A 20,334-nucleotide genomic window follows, 5' to 3' on the forward strand; every position below is an offset into this window, starting at 1 on the left:
CAGGTTTTATTATGGCTTTTCCCAGGCCGGAACGAAAAATCATCCGGGTATCTGCCTGTGTATCCGGCGTGATCGGGTTGTATGCCATTTTCCTGAGTACCAGAGTGTTTCCAGACGCCTGTACCCTCTGCAGATTTCGGGGAATGGAAAGGGTGCATATGCTGCGATGAACCTGTTGGTACTCCTGCCGCTCACCGGTTTTTATCATGTCAGTGCTGCACTGGATGAGAGATCGGAAAAATCGCAAAATTCCCCGGCACAATCCGCGGTTCTCCGGCAGGAAACCGCGTGCGCCCGTGCCGGAACTCAGATGATCCCCATTTATGAACATTGAACAATAATCCTCCGGTGTTCAGGGGAGATCAATGGCAGGAAACTCCGGATTAGGGAGGATACCGTCCGAATCATGGTATCCCGTACTGGTTACGATCGCGATCATCATGCTCTGTTGTGCGGCGGGCTGTATGTCTTCGTTCGGCACGGAGAAAAAAGCAGAGGCCGGCAGCGGAGGGGGCTCCGGCGGGGGGAGTTCCGGCGGGGACAATGCCGGCAGCGCGGGCTCCGGTGACGGGGGATCCGGCAGCGGGAGCTGGTCGTCCCCGGGATCGGATGAACCGGAGACCAGCACATGGCAGGCAACGGTCTCGGCAACAGAAAAGGTCTGGACAAAACTCACATACGTGAGAAAGTTAGAAAAGGATACATCGCGGAGCGAGGAGACCACGTCAACGCTGCAGTTCCAGGGATCGTTCCCGGTGCAGGTGGATCACGAGCAGGATTACCAGGGCAAGGATATCTACCGGATGCATTTTACCGAAGGCAAACGCTCGTTCCCGGTCTCGGGCTCGTTCTCGGAACAGAGCACGTCGCTCGCAACCGGGGGCGAGGCCGGCTGCCACCCGATGGACTCCTACACGTTCGATTACGAGAAGCAGGGGACGATCTCGCAGACGGATTTCGACTTCGGGTTTTACCCGGACGGGAAGATGATTCAGCTGGACGGGGGATACACGGAAACCACCCATTCAAAGAGCGTTTCATCGGACGGGAAGTGCGATGGTGAGGACACCGACACCCAGGACGGCGTGTTCTGGTTCCAGTGCCATTCCGAAGCCGATGATGCGAAAGGCACCGAGTTCGATGGCGGCCAGCGCGACTTCAAAATGGACGGGACGAGCTACGTGATCACCTGCCACGTGAAGAACGTGCGGGAGATGAAGGACGATGAATCGCTGCACTACACCTCGCCGTCCTCGACAACGCGGGAGATCACGATGCGTGTGGTTCTGGACCCGGTGCCGCCCAAACCGAAAAAACTCAAGGCAGTCCCCGGCGGGCCGTATACGGTGGAGCGGGGAACCCCGCTGCAGCTGGACGGCAGCAAATCAACCGGATCGATCACGGAATATACCTGGACCTTTACGAAAGGTGCCGGATGCCCGTCATCCGTCTCGATCGGTTCCGGCACGCTGACCGGATCGCAGCAGACGGTCACGTTCCTCTGCCCGGTCACCGCGAAGCTGACGGTGACGGACGGCAAGTCCACAGATTCAGCGACTGTGCCGGTTTCCGTGACGCCCCGGTCATGGGAGACGCCCTTCACCCTATCGGCAGAGGGATTCGATACCGGCTTCATGGCAACCCCGCCGTGGTACAACAGCCTGAGCGGCATGTACGAAGGCGGCGCAAGCATCTGCGGCCTCTGCGAGGGGACGGCAGACGAGAGCTCGAACCTCCTCCACCCGGCACCGAAAGGCGGGTCCTGGGAGACCGCTGGCGGGTACAGGATTGCCACAGTCAGCGAACCGGGCAAACCTTTTGACGGGTACTCGTACACCGCGGACTACAAGGTGGAGATGAACCGGAAGACCGTGATCAACCCGAATATCCTCCCGGCAGCATCCGGCGGCAAGGAACTCCCCTATGGCATGGGATCGTTCTACCAGCACAATCTCGATGCAAAATATAATGTTGACGGGTATCTCGCCGGCATACGGAAGCACGAGAAGGACCATGCCGACCGGATGAAACAGGCCCTCAGGTCCGCGGATCCGGCAAAGGATATCGAAAAGATCATTGAGAAGGACAAGGACACCGTCAAGAAGAATGCCGACAAGAAACTCCATGATACCGAGAAACTGATCTGCCAGAAGAGCAGCGATGCCAGCCAGCCCCCCATGGCAGTGACCTGGACCGGCAAGCTCCTCTTCCCAACGGCAGATACCAACGAGTGGAAGGAAGGCACGACCAGTGTCGGCGGGTACCGGGCGGATGCCGGCGCATCGTGCGGGTAATTTTTTTGGTTCCCGCAAGGAGTTGACGATGCAGGATTCCGGCTGAAAGCCCGGAAACGATCCGTTCCAAATCCTGCAATCCCGGATCCTTCCTTCCGGATCTTTTCCGGGAAAACGTTATCAGGATGGAACGGTCAGATCCTCTCCGGCAGTCCGGCGGTACGGTGACGATCATGCGTGCAGGTCATTCTTCAAAGCGAACCCGTTGCGGGGCGTGGGTATGGTGAGCGGGCTGACAACGGCAGAGATTGAGCGGAGGGTCCGGGCGCTGATGCCCGGTGTCGTTGAGGATATCAGGGATCTTATCCGGTACCCGTCCGTATCGTTCCCCGGCTACCCTGCTGAACCGGTCCATGCCATGGCCTGTGCAACGGCAGACGTACTGAAGCGGTCCGGCCTTCCGGACGCACATCTCATGGAGATCCCCCGCGGGTACCCATCGGTGTACGGGGAGATCCCCGCGCCTCCCGGGGCACCGACCATCCTGCTGTACGCCCACTACGATGTCCAGCCCGCAAAAATAGAGGATGGATGGGATTCGGATCCATGGACGCCGGTGGAGAAGGACGGCCGGCTGTACGGGCGCGGGGCAGCCGACAACAAGTCGGGGATCGTTATCATCGCCGCCGCTCTCAGGGTCTTTGACGGGAAACCTCCCGTGGGCGTGAAGGTCATCATCGAGGGTGAGGAGGAGACGGCCGGCCATCTTGAGGAGTTCGCTGGAGCGCACCCGGACCTCTTCCGGTGCGACCTGTTCGTTGTGGCGGATACCGGGAACATTACGGCAGGTGACCCGGTGCTCACCACTACCCTGCGGGGCGTGGTTTCCTGTATCATCAAAGTCCGTACGCTCGATCACGCGGTGCACTCGGGCTCATTCGGGGGACCGGCGCCGGATGCCCTCGTTGCCCTCATCCGGATCCTCTCGACGCTTCATGACCCGCAGGGAAATGTTGCGGTGAAGGGCCTCCGCGAATCCCCGGCCGGCACCGCGGAATACCCGGAGGAACTCTTCCGGCAGAACGCCGGCGTGCTGCCGGGGGTGGATCTTGCCGGCACCGGACCGATCGGTTCGCGGCTCTGGGCAAAACCTTCCGTAACCGTGATCGGCATCGACGCCCCGTCCGTCACCGGTGCGGCGAACATCCTGATCCCCCACGCCTCGGCAAAGGTCAGCATGCGGATCGCGCCTGATGCCGATCCACGCCGCGAACTGCAGATCCTCGCGGACCACCTGCGGGCGGCTGCCCCGTGGAATGCACGGGTCACGATCCAGGAGACGGGAAATGATCCGGGATTCGTCTGCCCGGCCGGCGGGCCGGGGTTCGCGGCTGCAAAACGGGCGATGGAGGCCGCGTTCAGAAAGCCCGTGCAGGAGAAGGGGACCGGGGGTTCGATCCCCCTGATGCGGGCGCTCCGCGATGCGGTGCCGGGAGCAGAGTTCGTGCTGTGGGGTGCCTCGGACGATGCGGGCTCGTTCATCCACGGGCCCAACGAGAGCGTTGACATTCGCGAGCTGGAGCGGTTTATCGTGGCACAGGCGCTGCTGATGCAGGAGATGGGGGAAGGCTGGTGAGATTCATACCATTTTCAAAAAATGCGTTTTGGCCGGTGCCATCCCGTACCAAAAAATTTTGTACAATGTTTTTCCGGATACACGAACATTTGGGCGGGTCTGGTGAACGCGGACCATATGCCGGAATGTTTATCGATATCTGAGGAACGGAAAAACCGTGTCAATGGTTTGTACTCGCTGCCAGGAAACGTTTCAGCAGTTTTTCGGATATACCCGTTGACTGTTTTTTGGTGAAACAGACGATCCGTTCCCCTTTTTCCTGACAGCCGGTCTGACCAGCCCAGTCCTTCCGGATGCTTCTCAGGCAAGGCAGACGCTGGTGCGTGAATACGTTCAGCGGCCCCGGATGATCGCATCCATGGTTTTGACGTTTTTATCATATCATGGCAATGTATCCGGTTCTTTTTCACAGCGGGTTATCGTGGCGATGTGCCGGTGCGGTGGGAGACGGGAACCGGTCGACTGCCATTCATCAGTCAGGATGACGGAAGGATATCCGGCGAAAAGGACGGGCTGACCCCTGACTGCCGGACACATCGAACTCTTCGGGCAGTGATCCCGTAACTGAAAAATACCCGGAGAGACAGAGAAATTGTAATGGAACCCTCTGAAATCCAGGAGATGTATCCGGCACTTGACCGGGCGGCAGATGACGTGCTGAGCCTGCTCTCCACGGAATTCATGAAACCAACCGGGAGTCATGTTGAGACGGTCATCTCTGCTGCAGCAAGCCTGGCCGGCCTCTCGCTCCTCCGGAGCAGGAGTTTCGATCTCAGCCCCTACAGGCCGGGAATGATACTGGCCTACGATCCCGGCAGGGATCTGGAAGAGATCCGGGATTTTATGGTGACTGCCGCCGGGAAGACCGGCCTTGACCCGTCTGCAGGCTGGGGGCGGGAGATCCCTGAAGCACACCGGCCAAAATTCAGCATTCCCGAAATGACCCGGGAACAGGAGAGAAAATTCATTGACGTATGCGAACGGCACCGGCTGAGACGGGTTTTTTATCCCTATGTTGCAGTCCTTGCGGCCCTGAAGTTCGTGTATGCATCAGACCGGGTCCGTCTCCTTGACCAGAATACCGGCAAAGCCCTGGTCCTGTACTATCTCGTGGCCGGGGCAAAGACCGTTCCCTACCCCTCATTCTCGTAAGGGGTGCCGGTGGCAGTGCAACCGTGCGCCCGTTCTCCAGGATTTCACGTTGGCCGGGGATGGCAGCAGGGGACATCCCGCCAGCGATCGGAAAAAGGTTTTTGGCAGCTGGTCCCGGGTACCTGATGAACCGGTGCATGATCACCGGGTACCATCAGGGTACATCCGTTCTCCGCCTTCGGGAACCAGGTTCCGGGGCCGATCCCATCCGGGCCCGTATTGTGCCCCGCTTTACCATTTTTCCGGGAAAATGACAGTGTTTCTCCGGAAAACAGCAGGGTTTTTAGGAAAAAATGGCCTTTTCACGCCGAAGCAGGATGACAGGATATGGCAGAGTTGGGACGGGCGATCAGGAGGGGAATCTGACTGGGGGAGCGGGATCTGAAGGAAGGCTGGTTTTCCGGATCGGGCGTACGTCGGCTCATACGTTTTTCCCGTCAGAGAAGATACATATCCCCGGGCACCCCCCTTTTTGGAGTACTTCCCAAAGGGGCCCTGTACGGCCCCGGATTGCCCTTTTTTCCGGGAAAATGACAGTGTTTCTCCGGAAAACAGCAGGGTTTTTAGGAAAAAATGGCCTTTTTACGCCGAAGCAGGATGACAGAATATGGCAGAGTTGGGACGGGCGATTGGGAGGGGGATCGTGCTATGGCACTGGGGGAGATTTGTCGAAAATTTCCGCCAGGATCCGATTGATCCGGTTCAGGTTTCCGGCAGGGTTGTGGTCACGACTGGAATTCTGGACACTGCGAAGCAGTTCCAGCAGGTGGGTATCTACGATACCCACCTTTTTTTTCAGCCAGGGTCCGGGTTCGAAGAAACCTTAAGGCTTCTTCTCATCCTCCAGGATCTGATGGCCTGTCGGATTAAAAAAAATCTGTCCGGCCCTGTTTCCCGGACATCCTCACGTTGATGCTGATGCGATGCCCGAGACTCCAGAGAATGATCTGGTACTGGATCGCGGACATGAAGAGCACGAACGCGGGGATGAGGCCGTCGAGCCAGTCCCGGAATGCGATATATTTTTTCCGGAACGGATCGATACGGGAAAGAAGAGCAGCTCCGCGAGAGCAGCCGTGATAAGCGGGACAAGGCCGGTGCCTGCGAGTTTTCCCATGGAGCCGTCCGGCTCACCCGCGGCATTCCAGTGAGTGATGATTTGATCCGGGAGCACCGGGTACGCGGCGAGCGGGACGAGGGAGGTGAAAATGAGGCCGGTTGAGATCGGGAGGGAGTTCGAGCCGGGTCGAGGGGTGCTGTGGGGAATGAAGAATAAGGGATGGGGCTTATGGGGGATTGCCATCTTCTTTTCGCGGATGGGTCGGTTTTGTTAAGCTAAGGCAAGTGCCGGAATGTGTGTCACCCAAAAACACGGAAATCGTATCCTGCAACCATTATTCCCGTCGTGAGAGAAATAATTAATGGGAGGTACATCAGATAGGAAGTAGAGAACCATATGACCAGCCGTGACGAAATCCTTGATCTCCTCACCTCAATAAAGAGTGATCTTACCGCACGGTATAAAGTCCGCAGCATTGGTATCTTCGGTTCATTTGCCCGGAAGGAAGGACGGGCAGATAGTGATGTGGATATTCTTGTCGATTTTAAAGAGGGTGCAGATCTCTTCGATCTTATCGAACTTTCGGAATATCTTGAAGAAAAGATCGGAAGGCACGTGGATCTTGCTACACCGCGGGCACTCCGTCCGGAGATACGTGAAGGTGTTTACCGGGATGTTGTGTACGCATGAGGGAATACCGGCTCCTCATCTCCGATATCCTTCAGGCAGCAGAAGATATTCATAATTTTACGCAAGGGAAATCCCGGGAAGATTTTGTTGCTGATGAGAAGACCAAATCTGCGGTCCTGTACAAATTTGCCGTCATGGGAGAAGCAACGAAACTTTTACCGGATCAGGTGCGGGAACGTTACCCCGATATCCCCTGGCGGAGTATCGCCGGACTGCGGGATAAGGTGATTCACGGATATATCGGTGTGGATTATGAGCTCCTGTGGGAAACGATTGATAAAAAAATCCCGCTTGTCATCATCGGCCTTCGCAGGATCCTTAACGAAAATAATTGATAATCCGGCACGAAAGGAAATTTACCAAATCTTTTTTTTTCGGCCTGGCCTTACACGTCATCCGATATTTTCAGGATTGCTCCTTCTCCATCCGGAAGACGTAGTAGGAATTAACAACTGTGGCAAGCGCACCTGCGAGCGCCGAGACCAGGATGAACCAGATGGCAAGATCCGGGACCAGCGCCCCGGCACAGCTCACGATACCGGCAACCTTGAATAAGGTCCCGCCTGGCATGTGGTCTTCTTCCAGACCGACGGGCTGCTGAGGGTCCAGGGCGTCCGGATGCCGGCAAACCAGTTCGGCTCGACCTTTTCGAGGAAAAACCCGCAGTACAGGAAGAGGAGCCCCACGAGGACCGGCATCACCAGGTTTATGCTGATGCGATACCCGAGGCTCCAGAGGATGATCTCGCACTGGATCGCGGGCATGAAGAGCACGAACGCGGGGATGAAGCCGTCGTACCAGTCCCGGAATGCGTCATAATTTTTCCGGAGCGGATCGATCCGGGGAAGGAACAGGAGCAGCGCCACGAGAGCGACTGTGATGAGCGGGACAAGGCCGATGCCTGCGAGTTTTCCCATGGAGCCGTCCGGCTCACCCGCGGCATTCCCGTGCGAGATGATTTGATCCGGGAGCACCGGGTACGCGGCGAGCGGGACGAGGGAGGTGAGGGGCCGGCGATGATTGCTGGCCGGATGAGGTTCATGCCGGGTGGTGGGTTTCGAGGGGGAATGAAGATGGGGAATGGGGTGGGTGACGGTTTTCCTGTCCGGGCCTGCGTCGGCTGTATGGTATTTCACACCAGCCCGGGATGCTGGTGGAAGGGTGCCCTGCGACACGAGATTGCCGGAAGGAACGCGGGCACTGGAATTATTCAGGGAATTGTGGAAATCAGTGCGGTTATCAACAAAGATTTTAGTATGGGAGAACCCATGCTGATTCAGGAGAATCGTATGTCAACATTCACCGCTGTTCTTCATAAAGAGGACGATACCTATGTGGCAGAATGCCCGGAAATAGGAACCGTCAGCCAGGGTAAAACCGTGGAAGAGGCGGTCAACAACCTCAGGGAGGCAACTGAATTATATCTCGAAGAGTTCCCCAAAACAAAAAAGAAGCGGGCAATCCTCACAACCTTTGAGGTGTCATCGGTTGCCACATCATAAACCGGTTTCCGGTGAGGAAACGGTTAAAATTCTTTGTAATACCTTTGGCTTCTCTGTTTCCGGCCATGCCGGCAGCCATGTCAGGCTCTCAAAACCAACTGCTGACGGGAAGGTCGGGACGGTTGTTCCTCTCCATGACGAGCTGAAACAGGGAACACTGCGGGGTGTTCTCAGGCTGGCCCGTGTGGATATCGATGACTTTTACCGGCATGTATGAAGGGATGTCGTGGTGAAAAGGGATTCATTGGTGATAGAAAAAGCCGGAAATAATTCCGCGGCCTGTTTCCCTGAACCGCCCGGATGTAGTGAGATCGGAAAAACCGTTAATGAAACGGAAGAGAACATGCGCGAAGGAATTGAAATGCATCTGGTGGAATGCATTTCCCGAAGGCGTTCTGACATTGTAGTCCGTTCGCACGAAGCGAGAAAAAATATCCTGAATAATCAATGTAAATCCGGGACGTCCGCCAGTCTTCTGGAGGATTTACACACATAGATACCGGGAAAGGCCGGTTAACCTGATCGACAACTTGTTCAGGCACCGGGAACACGACAGGATTCCCCGGTATCTCTGGGACCTCTGGACAACCCGGATTTAATCCCATCGAATTCGATGGGATTAGAAAACAGGCCGGCCTGAATAGATGTATCCTGACTGCCCGTTCACATTGCAGGAACGGAATGTCTGCGAGTCATGAACATAGTGTGCCGCAGGTAAACTTTATCTCTCTACCAGCAGGACCCGGTCTCAAGAGACAGGGACCCGTCGGAAAAAAACCGGCCCCGTATCGTGCCCTGTTGTACGACTTTTGCCTCACCCCTCGGATCGCAGAGGCAATGTTTCGCGAAAACACGGTAATTTATCCGGAAAAAATCGTGATTGTCCGGCGGGAAAATGAGAGGCAATGAATAGCAGAGTTACAGCGGCCGAAATTTCCCTGCCACGTATATTTGCCTTCAGGGGATCCTGATCCCCGGCCGGGAAGCAGGGTGTGTCTCCGGGCGGAGGGGGGCGGGTTTTACTCCGGTACACGACGGTACCATCTCACCCTGGCGGAGATAGGGCGATCCCCACTCCTTTGTGAGGGCAGTACGCAACGGAGGCTGAAATGACCTCCGATTGGCCTTTCCGGAGGCATCTTTGGCCACAATTCATCAAAAAGCGGCCACATGTTTTTCGGAATCGGCGATTCTGGCCCCTGTTTGCCGTTCCGGTGCCCTTTCCGTGCCCGGAAATGGCCACATTCAGCAACGATACACGGGCTTTTGTTTTACCGGATAGGCTGGAGGACGCTGGATCGAAGGGAAGGGCTGTTTTGGGATCGGGTTTTAGGGAACCCTGGGACGGGTCAGATACCCGTCACGGGTCTGAGCGGAATCCAGAAACGGACTATCTTAGTAGGGGCCTGGAGGGGGTTTCTACGACGGTGGGCGACAGTGGATTGCGTGCGGGGATTTGGGCATGAAAGTGGCGTTTCAGGATTAACTGCTTGAATTTTCTGTCCATATCGTCCAACTGGCAGTTTGATGATGTGGACAGAGTGCTTATTACGGGAAATTTTCAAGACTCGTGTGCGAATACCAGAGTGGTATTCCCGGGATCCCGCCCTGAACTGCTACACCACACCCACACCCTTAACGGGATCCTGACTCCCCAAAGGGACGGCGTTATTCCCGCGAAAATGAATTATGGCTGATCCTTTGAGCGGAGCGTCTGAAAAAACACAAAGGAGAGAAAACGAATGGAACCACGAAAAATCAGTATCGCCCTGCTTGCACTGCTGCTGGCAGCGATGGCGATGGTGCCGTGCGTGAGTGCGGCGGAACAAAATGTCAATGAATCCGGTGTGAGTCATGAGAATATTGGTAAAAATGCACCGGAACATTATATCCCCCCGGAATATTTTAAGGACGCAAAGCCGCCAACCCCTCTGCCTGAATCGGAAATGATCAACCTGATTATTTCAGAGAAAACAATTGAGAAATCTGCTCTTGACAACGAAACCGGGATAATTAATCTTCCAACCGCATTTCTGGATTTGAAAGCACAGTTTACCGAATCGAAAGGATATTCGAACCGGTTTACTGAAAACGGTCTCAAACCAGAAGAGAGGGTTGTTCTCGTGCGAATGCCCCACGTGATGTATGACAGGTTCCTTGCCGCATCAGATAGCGGTAACCTGACCTTACCAGCATCGAATTTTGCAAGGTATTATACGAATCTTGCAGATCTCGAGTCCCATATCAAACTTGAAGGTGTAACATTAAGGGTATCTCCCGGGGAAGAGGATGCTAAAATGTTGGAGAGGATGACCTCTCTTCCGGCGCCTATCCCGACACCGATGACCGTGAGTTCGGGTAATGCCGGGATTGGAACCAATGCACTCCTCACCCCACCGGGTGCAAACACATGGCATAATGAATGGATCCATTTTAACCGGATAAATTTCCTGAATACCTATGATTACTGTATCGGTCAGATTACCCCGAACACATGGTATGTATCAGGCAACAGCAATCAGTACTATTCCCCCCAGGAAAGAGAGTATTACCTCAATGACGGTCAGGAGGCTATTGAGATCGTAGTGAATTACGATCATTACACCCAGTACCCCTCAGGATATGTTTACCTGTTCCCGGCGATTTACGATGACCACAGTGGAGCACCCATTAATCTGTCGTTATATGAAGACCCCGGGGAAGGGATTATGCAACTGAATCCCGGGACATTTCCCCATGCGTACGGGTATCACGTCCAGATCTATAACGGGAAATATTACATCGTTTTCCAGGATATGAATGATCTGTCATGGTTCCATGAATACGTGTATAATGATCAGGATAATCCCAGTACAACATTCACGAGAGCCAGTGGATCTGTTGAATTCTGGCAGGGTTCGAACCCGATTACGGATACCTTTTATGCATACACTACTCCCGTGATTGATGAATGGGCCCATGAAGTACCTATTCTTGGAAGCGCATCATGGAAGAAACCCAGTTCTGTCTGGAGTCTGAACCAGCAGACAGCAAATGAGAATTTTGTCCACATCAGCTGGGCATGGGGAGGTTCGAATAATCAGGACCTGATCACAAATTCATATCTCTGGTCCGGATGGGCATAAATCCCCAAATTTTTTTAGTATATGATACAAATAATGAAAAAAGGAGAATGTTTTCATTTTTTTTGTTTCATGATAGTGCAGCTGAAAAAAAGGTAATTACCGAGGATGTGATCAATTAGATGAAAATATTGCAGATATCCCCCAAGAGGCTGATTCTTGGTATCACTCTCATTGTTTTAGGAATAATCGGGGTTTATTTCCTGTTTGGAATGATAATTCCTCCCAATAACTCACAAACCGGTGTGTCACCTGCTACAACACAGGAGAATAGTGGCTCCTACTGTTTTATCCAGGAAGTACAACCCGATTTCATCGGGAATTCTGTGATTGTCCATCTCACTGATGATGATCTGGAAGATTTCCCCGTTATAGGAAAATTCATCAGGAACCCGGGAAATTTTTCGAAAACATGGCATAATGGTCACAGGACCGTTGGTGATTTTACCGATTACCAGCACCAGTATTCAGATTTCCGAAATTTGTCGTGCCGGAATATATCCTACGAAGAATGTCATGCACGACAGGTTCCGGTGGTTTTCGAATATGATGGACGATATCATGAGATAAGTTGTCTTCCGGATTTTGGAGGGGCACACCAGATGAGGGATTCCTGATTGCCGGGAGAAACATCGATGCAGAATGGCCAGCAGATATTACCACGCGCAAAAAAACAGTCGAGGATTTAGAGGGGATCTCCGGCAGGACCACCGCATCCAATGGGACCGCTTGGTCTGTTGACGTGAACATGACCTTATGGCTTTCCGGGAGATATCTCGTTAATGCCTGGCCGGAGGAATCGGATCCCCGTTACGGGGACCGGAAAATGTTTTTCATTCCCCTGGATGATACTGTCAGTAATGGTTTCGGTAAGTATTCCGGAACCGGCGAAATTGTTCTTTTTGCGATTGCACCTTCTGAACAATCGTCTCTTCCCGTGTCCATAACCCCGAAACCAACACCCGGTTCATGATGACTCAGCCAGGATCGTGTCAGGTGATTTAACGAACATCAGGACCGCGAGCATGAAGAGCACGAACGCGAGGATGAACCCGTCGTACCAGTCCCGGAAGGCGGCATAATTTTTCCGTGGCGGATCGATGCGGGGAAGACACAACAGCAACGCCGCGAGAGCGGCCGTGATGAGCGGGACAAGGCCGATGCCTGCCGGTTTTTCCATGGTGCCGTCCGGCTCGCCCGCGGCATTCCAGTGCGAGATGATTTGATCCGGGAACACCGGGTACGCGGCGAGCGAGATGAGGAAGGTAAGGATGAGGCCGCCGATGATTGCTGGCCGGATGAGGTTCATGCCGGGTGGTGGGTTTTGGTGGGTAATGAAGTGCAGGGACCGGGATTTACGGGAGAATGTTCTGGGTTTGGGAAAGTTCTGTTCAGCAGGGGGTTGTGCATCCGGGGATGGTGGTCGAGGAGTACCCCATGTCACTCGAAGGAGAGACCGGGCCGGGCAACCCGGTTTCCAATCATATCCGGGGAATCCTTCATCGTGGTGTTTTGATCAACTGTTCCATCCGGTTGATGAAGCGTTCAGCATCCAGAAGAGCCTGCCGGACTTCTGCTGTTGTCGGTCGTGCATCAAAGCTGTACTGATCATTCTGCCTGAGCCCCCGCATATAATCGAATTGTAAGACCCATGTATCCTCAAGGAGTCCTTTTTTCTGGTACGACTCAAGATAGATACCGATGCAGTAGTGGCTCTTTTCCCGAATCCCGTCACGATACAAGAGAGCCCGGGCTGCATGGAAATATCCCATGTACACTGCAATCAGGCCGGAACGCAGGGCATCAGCATCCAGGTCTAATTGCGCTTCAACGATCCATTCCCGCGCCTGAACTATTGAGAGAAGGGCTTTCTCTTCTGATGCCGGGACAATCCGCAAGAGTCCCCGCTCGTAACATTCGTCAAGCCGCTTCAGGAGACTCACCGTCCAGGGTTATTGACTGCCGGGAAAAGAGCCGGTAGAACGGTTCGTCGTTCTTTTTCATGCCGTCAATCTTTTCCCTGGTGATAACGAGAAGATGGACTTCAACAGACAAGGCCCGCGAAACCGTACGTTCAGTTTCGGCAACGGCAGTACCGGCCGGGGGCTCTTGTACAAAGACCCAGAGGTCGAGATCGCTCTCTTCCGTGTTTGTCCCCTCTGCCCAGCTCCCGTACATCCCAATCCCAAGCGCCCAGGCTGGTTTTTTAAAAAAAGCCATGACCCGGTCAATATTCAGGATGCGTTTGATCGCTGCGGTCCGTGCGGAGGGAATGACCCGGTACGTCCGGTCGTCCCTGCGGGCAAGCAGGCCTTCGCGTTCAAGAAGTGCAAGGTACTGGGAGGCAAGCCCTTTTGAGATGCCGGTCTTTCCGGCAACCTGCTGTACGGTGCAGGCATGCCGGGTGAGTGCAATGGAGAGGAGGGTAACCCGTTCCGGTGTCCGGAACAGGGCCGGGAGATCGTGCGGCTGGTTGTTCATGGTCCCTGAACAATATGTTCACGTTTCATGAACAAAATGTTTATGGATCGTGAACTTTGCGAACGGGCTTACGCCATATCTCCGGGATTTCACGTTGGAGAAACCTGACTGTTTCTTCTCCTCTTTCAGGTCTGATGACCATCAGGATCCTGATGACCTGTCGGAAATCGTTATGCAATGGTAATAGCTACCATCCTGGCACTGTCCCGCGGGAGTCTCCCTCGCTTACACATCCGGCCTCTCCGCGGCCCCGGATTGCCAATCCGGCGATCCGCGATCCGGAATTTCGTGCAATTTCAGGCCACTTTCGTACACAAATTTCCGGGGGGCGTTGCATTGCCCGTTTTTCGGTAATCGGGGCGATTTCCTTTGAGTTTAAAATCCATTAACCGGCATTAACCAGTGGCCGATCGCGGGGCCGGACGGGCTGCAGCACTGGGAAATGGAAAGAAGGCCTGTTTTGGGGGGCCAGGTTTCGGGTGCCCTAGGACGGCTGTCCGGACCTGTGACGGGTCAGGTGATTTGGCCGGGTCGGTGACCTGTCACGGGTATGAGTGGAGTCCGGGAATGCACTATCTTAGTGGGGGACTGGAGCGGGGTTTTACGACGGTGGGCGACGGGGAAATGGTGAGATTTGGAGGAAAAACTCCGGCCATATATTTTCAACCGGTTTGCGACCGGAATTTTTTTTGAAAAAATCGCAAGAAATTTTTTTTATCACGTTCATTTTGAAATGAAAAAAATTCATCACGAAAACAATCGCGGCCGAAAATTTTTTCAAACATTGTCCGGTAAGGCAAGGTGAACGGCAGCCAGATGTCCCCCGTCACCAGCGGCCGGGCCGGACCCGGCAGCACGTACAGCGTCCCGGTGGTTGCCATCCTCGCGAACTTCCGGGGACCGGACGGTGACAAGCCATCGCTCCTCAGCCACGAGGATGTCGTCACCCTCTTCCACGAGCTCGGCCACACGTTCCAGGCAACCCTGACACGGGCCCCCTACGCGACCCTCTCGGGGAGCAATGTCGAGTGGGACTTTATCGAGGCGCCCTCCCAGGCCCTGGAGGAGTGGGCCTGGCAGCCGCAGGTGCTGGACGGGATCTCCGGTCTGTACATGGATCCCTCACAGAAACTCCCCGCCGATTTTCGGGACCGGATGATCGCGGCCCGGGACATGGACGCGGGTTTCTTCTACACGCGGCAGCTGATGTTTGCGAGCGAGGACATGGCGTTCCACACGGTGCCCGGCCCGGTGGATGTGACCAGCGTCTCGAACTTCCTGTACCGGGAGATGATGGGGATCCCGCCAACCCCCGGGGCCCACGAGCCCGCCACCATCGAGCACTTCATGAGCGGGTACGATGCAGGCTACTACAGTTACCTCTGGTCGCAGGTATACGCCTTCAACATCTTCGCGAAGTTCAGGGAAGACGGCCTCGCCAGCCCGGCCACCGGATCTCTGAGTTCCGGCACTGGATCCTCAAACCGGGGAACATGCAGGACGGGGGCGTGCTGCTGCAAGGATTCCTCAAAAAAGAGCCCACGACCGCCACGTTCTACGAGTGGCTCAATATCACAGTGGCGGCAGGAAACAGGAGCCGGTGAAAAACCGGCCCGGGGATTTTTTACTCCGGTTTTTCTCTCCGGCATCCGGACACAACCATGCATGGTTTCAACTTGCCGGAATAATACCATCAGGATGATCCCTGACTATAGGCCTCATCGTGATGAAGTAATTTCAGGAAAACAATTGCATTTTCTTTTGTATCAATCACGTAAAACAGGACAAAATGTCCGATATGGACACGCCACTGTCCTTTGAGCGGGGGATGGAGAGGTTTACCCGATTCCGGGTTTTCAACAAGGAATCGTATCTTTTTTTTGAGTTGCTGGTATCGTGCAGGATCTTTCGTCCGAATCTTCCGGCAGGTGGAAGCCAGATCGGGATGAATGACAGCCCGGTAGCTCATGCCTCAATTTCCTTAAAAAAATCGTCGATGGAATTATACGTTTTTCCTTTGCCTTTTTTGATATCGGCATGGGCTTTTTTCAGCTGCCTGATGATTTCGGGTTTGATTGCCGATTCCGGGGGATAAACATTCTCATCGATCTTCTCTTCAATCCGGTCAAGACGGCAGACAATATCGGTGAGAAGGGATTCAATTTTCTCATTCCTTGCAAGACCTCCGGCAGACTCACGGACTCCGGCAGGTTTTTTTCCGGCTGCGGCGATCCATTGCGGATCGTACGTGATGCCTTTCCTGCTCCGGGACCCGGAATGCCCTGCTGCTCTGGAAGTCATAGTAATACAGTAATGTGTATTTTTTTATTCAATAGTCTTTTGCCAGAGCGTTCGATGGGGAATCCGTTGGTTAATCCCGCTCACGCAAAGGGCCGGACGATTTGTCCGGAATCCAAACAGATCCCAAAAACCTATCCTTTCCGCCACCCCTCATCCACCAGCACCTGCATCACGCTCGCGTTCACCGTGACCCCGAAGCGGTAGAACCCCGGGCAGACGCCGCAGGCCTGGCACGTCACCATCCCGGTATCAGACCGGGTAATGTTCGAAACCTCGATCCCGTACACGGCGCTGTAGTAGTGCCGGATGATCTCCTCCTCGGTCGGCGCCCGGATGTACACGCGGCCCGAGTTCGCTTCCCAGGCATCCCAGGGGGTCTGCTCGCATTGCATGGGAAGGTAGGTGAGAGGGATCGGAGAGCCGATCAGGTACTGGCCGGTCTCGTCCCATGTGTCATCGATGACGGCCGACTCCACGGTCCGCCCGGCAACGGTGACGCGGATAGTGTGCTCCGTGATGACCTGCGCCGTCACCATGCCGGAACGGTTGCCGTATCCGGTATGGGAGCTGGTGAAGCGGTACGTGAGCCCGGACCGGATCGGGTAGTCGGCGGACCGGGTCGCGTTGACGAGCGTGAGGCCGGAGCCGTCATACGCATAGGTCGGCGCTCCCTTGATCCAGGCCTCGGCAATGGTCCGGACCTCAGTCTCGTCCGGTGCCCGGGTGTATTCGATGGTCTCCTGCAGTTTCTGCCGGATTTTTACCAGACCGTCGGGCAGGTACTCGTCGAAATTGTACACGGTGACGGTCTTGTTCCGGCCGTTCCCGATGACCGTGATGTCGGCCCAGCCAACGTCCGTCACATGGCTCTGCCCCTCCTCGTACCGTTCTTTGAAGGACGGGAAGTTATTGTCCGCAAACACCTTCGCGATCGCCGCATACTGCTCCTTTGAGAGAGGCTTTGAGAACTTCTCCGTGACATTCCCGTCATGGGACATCACCGTGAACGTCGCGGTGTCCGGTGTCACCACCAGCTGCTGGATCGCGTGCGTGGGCATGACAAAGCCCCCGTAGAACGTGTACCGGATCTCGGCCGTGCCCGTCCCCGGCGCCGAGGTGTTGGAGGTCTGTACGCATGCTGCGGTTACTGCCAGCAGGAGCAGCAGTGCCAGGATTCCTGTCAGGTATGGTTTCATTGTCTCGTCTCCCCGCGCTGAACGCCGGTAGGTCCGGGATAAGGCGGAAGCAGGTGTCTCCACACTGGCGTTTGTTGAGAATCGGATAAAAAACCGTGGCATCGTACCCATGGCGGGGCACGGACGATCCCACACCAGGACTGAATACAGCAAATCCCCTGAAATCCGGTTTTTCCCCGGGTGCAGGTTCGCTATACCCCGCGTAATCACGGAGCCTCCACCAATGCCGGCTCCCAAAACGTACGCCATCGTTTTAAATAATCCGCAGGAGCAGATCCCTCTGACGCTGCGTGGCGTGTACGGAGGGTGTCGGATGTCTGTCTCAGGGAAGCGTGTGATCGTTGGTGTCGTTCTTATCGTGATCGTCTGCGTCGTCGCAGGCTGCTCGGGCTTTTCCGCAACGAAATCCCCGGCGGCCGGTGGCAGCAAAGGTGGCGGAGGCAGCGGAGGCGGAAGCGGAAGCAGCGGTGGCGGCACCGGTGGAGGGAGCGGAGGCAGCAGCGGCTCCCCGCAGTACGGGTACTTCACCATCAGTTGCAACGGTGAATGGAAGGAATCTTCCGTCGCGGACCATCACGGGACGTTCTCAATGAAAGGTACCGTACCGTTTACCTTCGACTATCCCTGGGATAACGAAGCCCGGATAGCGATCTATACCAGCGACACGGGAAAGAACGGCGGCGGCGCACCCCTGCGCATCAAATCCGAGGTGTGGGACGGGGCCCTGTGCACGGGAACCGACTGCCAGCCCTGCCACTTCACCTGGGAGGGGGATGTGGGCGCGAGCGGATTAATAAACTACAAGAACGGGAAATGGACCGTGTTCTTCTCGGCTGTCCCGCTGGATACCGGGCCGTACAGGACGATCTCCGAAAAACAGGACAGCCCGGACTGTCCTGCGATGTACAACAGCCCGGAATTTGTCCATTACGATTCATATGGGCCGGAATATGACTGCATTGTATCGGATGCACCGGTACCGTTCGATTTCTCCACCGGATCCGGCTTTGACCTGCCCCCGCACAAACCCGGGAAATCGTGGGAAAAGTTCACGTCCCATGTCTCGTTCTCCCGCGGGAGAGCGCCGGGCTGAAAGGATCCTATCTTCAATTTTACCAGTCCCGCCCGACCGGAAAATCCGGCAATTCCGGGTGCCGGGATTGCCGGGTCGTGCAATGAATACATTTTTCACTCAAATGAATACTTTTTGTATTCATTCCGGAAACCCAGGCGGTTCACTGACGACATCACTTATCCGTTCCCGTTATGGTGTCAGGTTATAACCCCTCACAAATCCCAGAACATGTCGGGTTATAATCCCTCCCCACAATTCCTCACAGGAGTCGTGGCAGAATCCGGGATGCATTACCGGATCTGTTTTTATGGAGCAATCACCGATTCCCATTTTCTATGCAAGGATGAGATATTCAAATCATCAAACCATACTGATACTTTCACCCCGACCCCCCTCCGCTTATATTCCTTGAAATTCCATTAACAATTATCAGATGAAACTCATTCATATCGCCGACACCCACCTCGGCCTCGCCGCCTTCAGCCGCCTCGATCCCGAGACCGGCATGAACCTCCGCGAAAAACAGATCTACGATAACTTCCTCCGCGGAATAAACGACATCATTAATCAAAAACCCGACGCGCTCGTCCACGCCGGCGATCTTTTCGATACCGTCAAGCCCAAGACCAAAGCCTACACCACCGTTCTCGAAGCACTGGAGCGGTTGCGGGCCGCAGACATCCCGCTCATCATCATCGCCGGCAACCACAGCATGACCAAGACCCGGTACACAACAAGCCCGTACGAGGTGCTCACGTACCACCCGGGAAAAATCACGGCCGCGTATAAGTTCCGGTACGAAAAAGCCGAGATCGGCGACACGGTCTTCCATCTCCTCCCCAACATGCTCCGGCCGGAAGATTACCGGACGGAGTTCGACAAAATCGAACTGAGTAAATCCCGCCACAACGTGCTCGTGACTCACGGCCTCGCAACCCAGATTAAGGACAAGCGCCTTGCTACCGTTGCGGAGCACGAGCTGGACGGCACGATCCTGGGAGAGAACTTCGATTACATCGCGCTCGGCCACTACCACCGGCAGTGCCAGATCACCGATAACGCGTGGTACTCGGGCTCGCAGGAGTTCCTGACATACGGCGAGATAAAAGACGAGAAAGGCGGCCTTATCGTGGACACCGCGAAGCGCACGGTGACACCGATGGTCCTGCCGCACACCCCGATGGCGGATTGCGGGACGATCAAGTGCGCCGGGATGCACCCGGGCGACATCACGGAGGAGATCATCAGCAGGGTTTCCGCAAAGCACCTGCCCCTCGGGGCAATGGCACAGATCACGCTGGACCAGCTCTGCCGCGAGGACGGCAAGGGGATCGACATGAAGCAGCTTGCGGGGATCCGCGAGGGGCTGCTCGACCTCAAGATCCGGGTGAGGGCTGCGGAGGAGGACACGGTGCAGCCGCTCCAGCAGGACATCCGGATGATCGATTACCTGCAGGAGTTCTCGTCATTCATCGATCGGCAGGGCCAGCTCACCGCGAAGCAGAAGGCGTTCATCGCTGCCCGCGGCAGGGAGATCCTGGTGCAGGTCATGGAGGAGCACCGGGGGGAGGTTGAATGAATCTTTTGTCCGGTTGTCCGTTCCGGTCAGAAGTTTTTCAGGGGCAGTCTCTGGAAATTATGAGCATTCCCACCCCCTTCGGGGGTCGCTCGGGCGCCTCGTCGGGCCCTCGCTGGGCAGATTACCGGGTCCGGGAAACCTGCGGAGAATTTCCGGGTTGGCGCCCCTTTTCGATTTCCGAGCTCGTGAACCCGGTAATCTGCCCCGCCGTGCCGCGGAGCGGCCCTGAGGCGGGGAGCCATCGTATTTCCACAGGTATTTACGGTACTGCCCCGACGTCTCATGCAAAATTTTCCGGAGGATCGC

The 20,334-nt window shown here is 55.4% G+C and carries 21 protein-coding genes and 1 pseudogene; 13 read left to right on the forward strand and 9 right to left on the reverse strand.

Going from position 1 to position 20,334, the window contains the following annotated elements:
• The first annotated feature begins 365 nt into the window (after nt 1-365).
• From A4E33_RS01880 to A4E33_RS01895, 4 genes are all read left to right on the forward strand, one after another.
• On the forward strand, nt 366-2,294 hold the full coding sequence (locus A4E33_RS01880) for a hypothetical protein (protein WP_292345876.1): 1,929 nt from the start codon (nt 366-368) through the stop codon (nt 2,292-2,294).
• Nucleotides 2,295-2,514: 220 nt separating this feature from the next.
• On the forward strand, nt 2,515-3,870 hold the full coding sequence (locus A4E33_RS01885) for a M20/M25/M40 family metallo-hydrolase (RefSeq protein ID WP_292345878.1): 1,356 nt from the start codon (nt 2,515-2,517) through the stop codon (nt 3,868-3,870).
• 597 nt (nt 3,871-4,467) lie between these two features.
• Nucleotides 4,468-5,022, forward strand: a complete 555-nt coding sequence (locus A4E33_RS01890; RefSeq protein WP_292345880.1) for a hypothetical protein — start codon at nt 4,468-4,470, stop codon at nt 5,020-5,022.
• Nucleotides 5,023-5,629: 607 nt separating this feature from the next.
• Nucleotides 5,630-5,935, forward strand: a complete 306-nt coding sequence (locus tag A4E33_RS01895; RefSeq protein WP_292345882.1) for a hypothetical protein — start codon at nt 5,630-5,632, stop codon at nt 5,933-5,935.
• Here A4E33_RS01895 and A4E33_RS01900 read toward each other — a convergent pair.
• The gene (locus A4E33_RS01900; RefSeq protein ID WP_292345884.1) at nt 5,927-6,325 is read right to left on the reverse strand and encodes a DUF1648 domain-containing protein; all 399 of its coding nucleotides are present in this window, start codon (nt 6,323-6,325) and stop codon (nt 5,927-5,929) included. The genes A4E33_RS01895 and A4E33_RS01900 overlap by 9 nt on opposite strands.
• 153 nt (nt 6,326-6,478) lie before the next feature.
• Here A4E33_RS01900 and A4E33_RS01905 point away from each other — a divergent pair, with 153 nt between their 5' ends.
• Complete coding sequence (locus tag A4E33_RS01905; protein ID WP_292345886.1) at nt 6,479-6,772, forward strand: nucleotidyltransferase family protein; 294 nt, start codon at nt 6,479-6,481, stop codon at nt 6,770-6,772.
• The gene (locus A4E33_RS01910) at nt 6,769-7,107 is read left to right on the forward strand and encodes a DUF86 domain-containing protein (RefSeq protein ID WP_292345888.1); all 339 of its coding nucleotides are present in this window, start codon (nt 6,769-6,771) and stop codon (nt 7,105-7,107) included. Before A4E33_RS01905 ends, A4E33_RS01910 begins: the two co-directional genes overlap by 4 nt.
• A 70-nt stretch (nt 7,108-7,177) precedes the next feature.
• On the opposite strand, the gene A4E33_RS01915 is transcribed toward A4E33_RS01910, so the two are convergent.
• Entirely contained in the window at nt 7,178-7,342 is a 165-nt protein-coding gene (locus A4E33_RS01915; RefSeq protein ID WP_292345889.1) for a hypothetical protein, read from the reverse strand.
• Complete coding sequence (locus A4E33_RS01920) at nt 7,303-7,908, reverse strand: SdpI family protein (protein WP_292345891.1); 606 nt, start codon at nt 7,906-7,908, stop codon at nt 7,303-7,305. Before A4E33_RS01920 ends, A4E33_RS01915 begins: the two co-directional genes overlap by 40 nt.
• 153 nt (nt 7,909-8,061) lie before the next feature.
• On the opposite strand from A4E33_RS01920, the gene A4E33_RS01925 reads away from it, so the two are divergent.
• From A4E33_RS01925 to A4E33_RS01940, 4 genes are all read left to right on the forward strand, one after another.
• Nucleotides 8,062-8,274, forward strand: a complete 213-nt coding sequence (locus tag A4E33_RS01925; RefSeq protein WP_292345892.1) for a type II toxin-antitoxin system HicB family antitoxin — start codon at nt 8,062-8,064, stop codon at nt 8,272-8,274.
• Complete coding sequence (locus tag A4E33_RS01930) at nt 8,261-8,491, forward strand: type II toxin-antitoxin system HicA family toxin (RefSeq protein ID WP_292345893.1); 231 nt, start codon at nt 8,261-8,263, stop codon at nt 8,489-8,491. The genes A4E33_RS01925 and A4E33_RS01930 overlap by 14 nt, the downstream gene beginning before the upstream one ends.
• Before the next feature lie 1,525 nt (nt 8,492-10,016).
• Nucleotides 10,017-11,399 (forward strand): hypothetical protein, encoded by a 1,383-nt coding sequence (locus A4E33_RS01935; protein WP_292345894.1) that lies wholly within the window; start codon nt 10,017-10,019, stop codon nt 11,397-11,399.
• A 119-nt stretch (nt 11,400-11,518) separates the two neighbouring features.
• Nucleotides 11,519-12,013, forward strand: a complete 495-nt coding sequence (locus A4E33_RS01940; RefSeq protein ID WP_292345895.1) for a hypothetical protein — start codon at nt 11,519-11,521, stop codon at nt 12,011-12,013.
• Between the two features lie 350 nt (nt 12,014-12,363).
• On the opposite strand, the gene A4E33_RS01945 is transcribed toward A4E33_RS01940, so the two are convergent.
• The 3 genes from A4E33_RS01945 to A4E33_RS01955 all read right to left on the reverse strand — a co-directional run bounded on the left by A4E33_RS01945 (nt 12,364) and on the right by A4E33_RS01955 (nt 13,877).
• Nucleotides 12,364-12,705, reverse strand: coding sequence for a DUF1648 domain-containing protein (locus tag A4E33_RS01945; protein WP_292345896.1), 342 nt, complete (start codon nt 12,703-12,705; stop codon nt 12,364-12,366).
• Between the two features lie 190 nt (nt 12,706-12,895).
• On the reverse strand, nt 12,896-13,339 hold the full coding sequence (locus A4E33_RS01950; RefSeq protein WP_292345898.1) for a HEPN domain-containing protein: 444 nt from the start codon (nt 13,337-13,339) through the stop codon (nt 12,896-12,898).
• Entirely contained in the window at nt 13,317-13,877 is a 561-nt protein-coding gene (locus A4E33_RS01955) for a nucleotidyltransferase domain-containing protein (RefSeq protein ID WP_292345900.1), read from the reverse strand. Before A4E33_RS01955 ends, A4E33_RS01950 begins: the two co-directional genes overlap by 23 nt.
• A gap of 816 nt (nt 13,878-14,693) precedes the next feature.
• Between A4E33_RS01955 and A4E33_RS01960 the strand changes: the two genes are divergently transcribed.
• Complete coding sequence (locus A4E33_RS01960) at nt 14,694-15,698, forward strand: M3 family metallopeptidase (RefSeq protein ID WP_363053623.1); 1,005 nt, start codon at nt 14,694-14,696, stop codon at nt 15,696-15,698.
• Here A4E33_RS01960 and A4E33_RS14675 read toward each other — a convergent pair.
• The 3 genes and pseudogenes from A4E33_RS14675 to A4E33_RS01970 all read right to left on the reverse strand — a co-directional run.
• Nucleotides 15,649-15,846 (reverse strand): annotated as a pseudogene (locus tag A4E33_RS14675) (type II toxin-antitoxin system RelE/ParE family toxin); the annotation flags it as partial. The gene A4E33_RS01960 and the pseudogene A4E33_RS14675 overlap by 50 nt on opposite strands.
• Entirely contained in the window at nt 15,843-16,178 is a 336-nt protein-coding gene (locus A4E33_RS01965; RefSeq protein ID WP_292345902.1) for a hypothetical protein, read from the reverse strand. The gene A4E33_RS01965 and the pseudogene A4E33_RS14675, both read right to left, overlap by 4 nt.
• A 131-nt stretch (nt 16,179-16,309) precedes the next feature.
• Nucleotides 16,310-17,374, reverse strand: coding sequence for a hypothetical protein (locus tag A4E33_RS01970; RefSeq protein ID WP_292345903.1), 1,065 nt, complete (start codon nt 17,372-17,374; stop codon nt 16,310-16,312).
• Nucleotides 17,375-17,687: 313 nt separating this feature from the next.
• Between A4E33_RS01970 and A4E33_RS01975 the strand changes: the two genes are divergently transcribed.
• Together A4E33_RS01975 and A4E33_RS01980 are read left to right on the forward strand one after the other, a co-directional pair.
• Nucleotides 17,688-18,467 carry a hypothetical protein gene (locus A4E33_RS01975; protein ID WP_292345904.1) on the forward strand — a complete coding sequence of 260 codons (780 nt, stop codon included), beginning with the start codon at nt 17,688-17,690 and terminating at the stop codon, nt 18,465-18,467.
• Between the two features lie 415 nt (nt 18,468-18,882).
• The gene (locus A4E33_RS01980; protein WP_292345905.1) at nt 18,883-20,028 is read left to right on the forward strand and encodes a DNA repair exonuclease; all 1,146 of its coding nucleotides are present in this window, start codon (nt 18,883-18,885) and stop codon (nt 20,026-20,028) included.
• Nucleotides 20,029-20,334: the final 306 nt, after the last annotated feature.

The organism is Methanoregula sp. PtaB.Bin085 (assembly GCF_002067035.1).
Lineage (GTDB): Archaea > Halobacteriota > Methanomicrobia > Methanomicrobiales > Methanospirillaceae > Methanoregula.